Origin of the sequence: Sulfuricurvum sp., assembly GCF_028710345.1 — a bacterium.
Taxonomy (GTDB): domain Bacteria; phylum Campylobacterota; class Campylobacteria; order Campylobacterales; family Sulfurimonadaceae; genus Sulfuricurvum.
On record NZ_JAQTUH010000043.1, the window covers coordinates 1 to 3,594 of the forward strand.

Annotated in this window: 4 protein-coding genes; 1 reads left to right on the forward strand and 3 read right to left on the reverse strand. The window is 35.1% G+C overall.

The genetic code is table 11. The features are described from left to right. The 3 genes from PHC76_RS14820 to PHC76_RS14830 all read right to left on the reverse strand — a co-directional run. Positions 1–637, reverse strand: a 637-nt coding sequence (locus PHC76_RS14820) for a nitrogenase component 1 (RefSeq protein ID WP_300210750.1), incomplete at its 3' end; no start/stop codon positions are given. A 51-nt stretch (positions 638–688) separates the two neighbouring features. Further along, complete coding sequence (locus tag PHC76_RS14825; RefSeq protein ID WP_300210751.1) at positions 689–1,540, reverse strand: DUF4435 domain-containing protein; 852 nt, start codon at positions 1,538–1,540, stop codon at positions 689–691. A 2-nt stretch (positions 1,541–1,542) separates the two neighbouring features. Beyond that, complete coding sequence (locus PHC76_RS14830) at positions 1,543–2,892, reverse strand: AAA family ATPase (protein WP_300210753.1); 1,350 nt, start codon at positions 2,890–2,892, stop codon at positions 1,543–1,545. 323 nt (positions 2,893–3,215) lie between these two features. On the opposite strand from PHC76_RS14830, the gene PHC76_RS14835 reads away from it, so the two are divergent. Next, positions 3,216–3,594, forward strand: a 379-nt coding sequence (locus PHC76_RS14835; RefSeq protein ID WP_300210755.1) for a DUF2147 domain-containing protein, incomplete at its 3' end; no start/stop codon positions are given.

The window sequence follows — 3,594 nt, forward strand, 5'->3', positions numbered from 1 at the left end:
CCTGCCCCGCTTCCCAGTACCCATCGAGTGAGGTGGAGAGATCGGGAAGCGCATAGGTCTCAAACCCGAAATCCTCACAAAACGCTTTGATCTTCTCCACCTCGATCGGTTGCATACTCAGATGTGGAAGAAAAACGAGTTTATCGGGTTTCGTTTCGGTAGCGCTTTGGGTGAGCTGTTCGATCATAGCCGTGACGGTGAGCGCCCATCCGCTCTCCATTCCCCCCTCGTAATCGGGAGTATTGACAAACACGTATGGGATCTCGATATGGGTTCCCACACCACGTACATCATCCCCTTTGGTCTCGGTGAGTCCCGTCGTGTGCAGACCGATCATGGAGGGTTTGAGGTTTTTCTCTTTGTTTTGGATATTCTCTATCGCCATGAGTATCGAGTAATCGCCCCCATCGAGGACGGCGGTGATGTCGCTCACGGAGGTGTTGTTGATCGCGATGGGCTCGTTAAAATGGCGGGTAAAAAAGACTTTGGTATACGAGGCGCACCCCTGCGCAGAGTGCATGAGCGGCATACAATCTTTGACCCCTAAAAATGCGAGGGTTGCCCCCATCGGTTGGGAGTGTTTGATCGGGTTGACTTGAAGCGGTTTGTGCTCGTGTTTAGAGAGGGAGAATTCCATGACAACTCCTTAGTTATCACAGATATTGCAAGAAGTGTGCGAGAAGAGGCTTTATGCAGTTAAAATATTAATGCTATTAGTACTTTCCCATTTTTTAATATTTGCATACAAATCAGTCTGCTGGAAAATCTCTTTATCATAACTCAAAATTAATGCTTTAGTTAATGTATCTTCTGATACTTGATTGGATAGGACTGTTTTAAATCCTATCGATAGTATTTTCATAGTATCGTGTCCTTGAACTAAATTCCAATCATTTATAGCATTACACAAACTATCAATTGAAACTTGAATCTCTTCTATACTTTTTCCTATACAACTTGAAAATACTTCCAAAGGCTCATTTGATGTTGTTTTCCAACTCCAATTTTGTTCATCTATAAATCTTGCAGGAGATAGATTAGTAATAAAATTAAAACCTAGTGAATTAACTTTGTTGTACAAACGTAATTTTCCAAAATTTTTTGATAAGCTTAGAAGATGTTCTTCTATTGCGATATGATGACTCTCTTCAAATATTTTAATTTTACTTTCTACACCATGAACAGAAAGAACTTTTGATAACGCTACTGACTGTAGTAATGATATTTCTAAGTCATTCGCATCTGTTTTCAATAAATTAACCGACGAATAACTGATGGTACATATTGAATCAAAATCATCATCAACAATACCTAATTGAGTGCAAATATCAAGTTTATCTAATTCATTCACCGCACTAATTACAGCATTTTTCTGACCACAGACTATAATTTGACACAGTTGCTTATCAATATGTAAATTCCAAAATGTACTATCTGTTGTGCCCTCAACAAGTAAATAAGCACCATCAAAAGCAGTTTTATTCATTTTAATTTCGGCAATAATTTCACCAGATGATTTGACCATCGAACATAAAGACATATTTAGTCCTCTTCGCCTAGAGAAATCATCAAATCATGGCGATCTCCAACAATATAAGGAGAATGGGTAGCAAGCAAAACATCAAAACTTGCAGTTTTTGCAATATCCATAATATCATTTAAAAACGCTCTTTGCCATGTAACATGCAATGAAAGTTCAGGTTCATCAATCATAACTAAAGCATTAGGTCTTACCTTAAAAAGCAAACTATAGATTAAAACTAATTCATGTTGTTCACCAGATGATAAAACATCAAGTGTCAATTTATCTCCACTAGAATCAATGATAGTAAAACCATCGAGTTTGTCAATTTTTAACTCTTTATTTCTAAATTTTTTATTTATTTTTTCTAACATAACAGTCATTCTTTCCGAAATCGGGTCAAGAACATTTAATTTTTTTTCTGTATCTTCTACATAAAGAGCCATTGGTGTTTTTTGTGAATCATTCAATCCATCTAAAGTTGTAATATCAAATGGATTTGTTACATCTTGTCCCAATAAACCAATCTGCTTTAAATTAGATCGTTTTTGTTCTAATGCCTCCATCCTATTTTTTAAGTCATCTATATTTGTTTGATCAATCGCACCACCTAATAGTCTTTGTGGAAAAGTTTGATCCAAAGATTGTGATACTTTTGCATATTCCGTTAAAGTATCGTTGATGCGCTTTTTTAAATCTTTTGCATATTCTTGCACTGTGGAACTAAATAAATTTTCTTCTCGTTCGTAAGCAATCCGATTAGAACGGTCATAATAAGAAGAAACATTAAACAAACGTTGCGTTTCTATTAAATGTGTTTCTATTTTCTTTACAATAGGACCTAACCATTCAGGAGTAGCAAACTTTTTTTTGATACTATCTGGAACTTGGTCATAATAATTCGCAAAAAGCTCTTCTGATGAATATTTTGTTCCCGTATGTCTATCTATCCACATATCTTCAGCCGTTCTTGATAAAGGCATTTCACGTCTAATATACATTAAAACTTTTTCAAAATCTTTTTTGTCTATAGAAGCTTTTTGATTACGATCTATTCCATTTTCATCAATTAAAAAAAATTCAAAATCGAATCCATCTTTGATATCATTAGAATTTTTTCTAATCCCTACTTTCTTTCCATTATTGAAAATAATTTCAAATTTATCAAAAGGTATCTTATTGAATTGAAAATATTTTCCTTCTGTAAAAGCCTCAACAAAACGTAAAATTTGAGTTTTTCCAATTCCATTCGGACCATGTATAATAGTTACTCTATCTAATAAATTCAGCTTAACATTATGGTCATATAAGCCAAATAATCCATCAATACTAATTTCAGAAATTCTTAATAACTCGTCTTGAATTACCACAATACACCTCTTTATAGTTGAACTCATAAATCAATACAAATTTTACTTTTACTTTTTAGTGAATGATTTTAATCTATATATGCAAAATAAATTCTTGATTTGAGAATTTTTTTTATTTTTATTGTTCCCTCCACGTATAATAAACCACTCCACCGCTTCGATACACACAAAATATTCTTATGATACGTTTTTAGCCTCTAATCGTATCAATATTTGATACGATTAATACAAATCACCTCACAAAATGATTTTATTTAAGTGTATATTCACAATTTTATGCCGATTAACGGTATGATTTAACCTAATAATAACAAGGAAATACTATGATTCGTACCGCTAAAAATAAACTCATTTCTCTCCTCTTTCTCACCATTGCTTCTTCACTGTATGGTGGAACGATGGATACACCATTAGGCGTATGGCTCACCATCGATGACAGCACCCATCAGCCCAAATCCCTTATACAGATCACCCGAAGCAATGACGGTACACTCAGTGGAAAAGTTTTGCGCGGAATGCCGATCGACCATCCTGAACGTGTTTGCAGTAAATGCACCGATGATCGCAAAGATCAGAAGATCAAAGGGATGAACATTATCCGCAATATGAAAAAAGATGGTGATGAATGGGACGGGGGCAAAATTCTCGATCCCGACAACGGCAAAGAGTATAGCTGTAAAATGCACCTCGAAGAGAACGGTG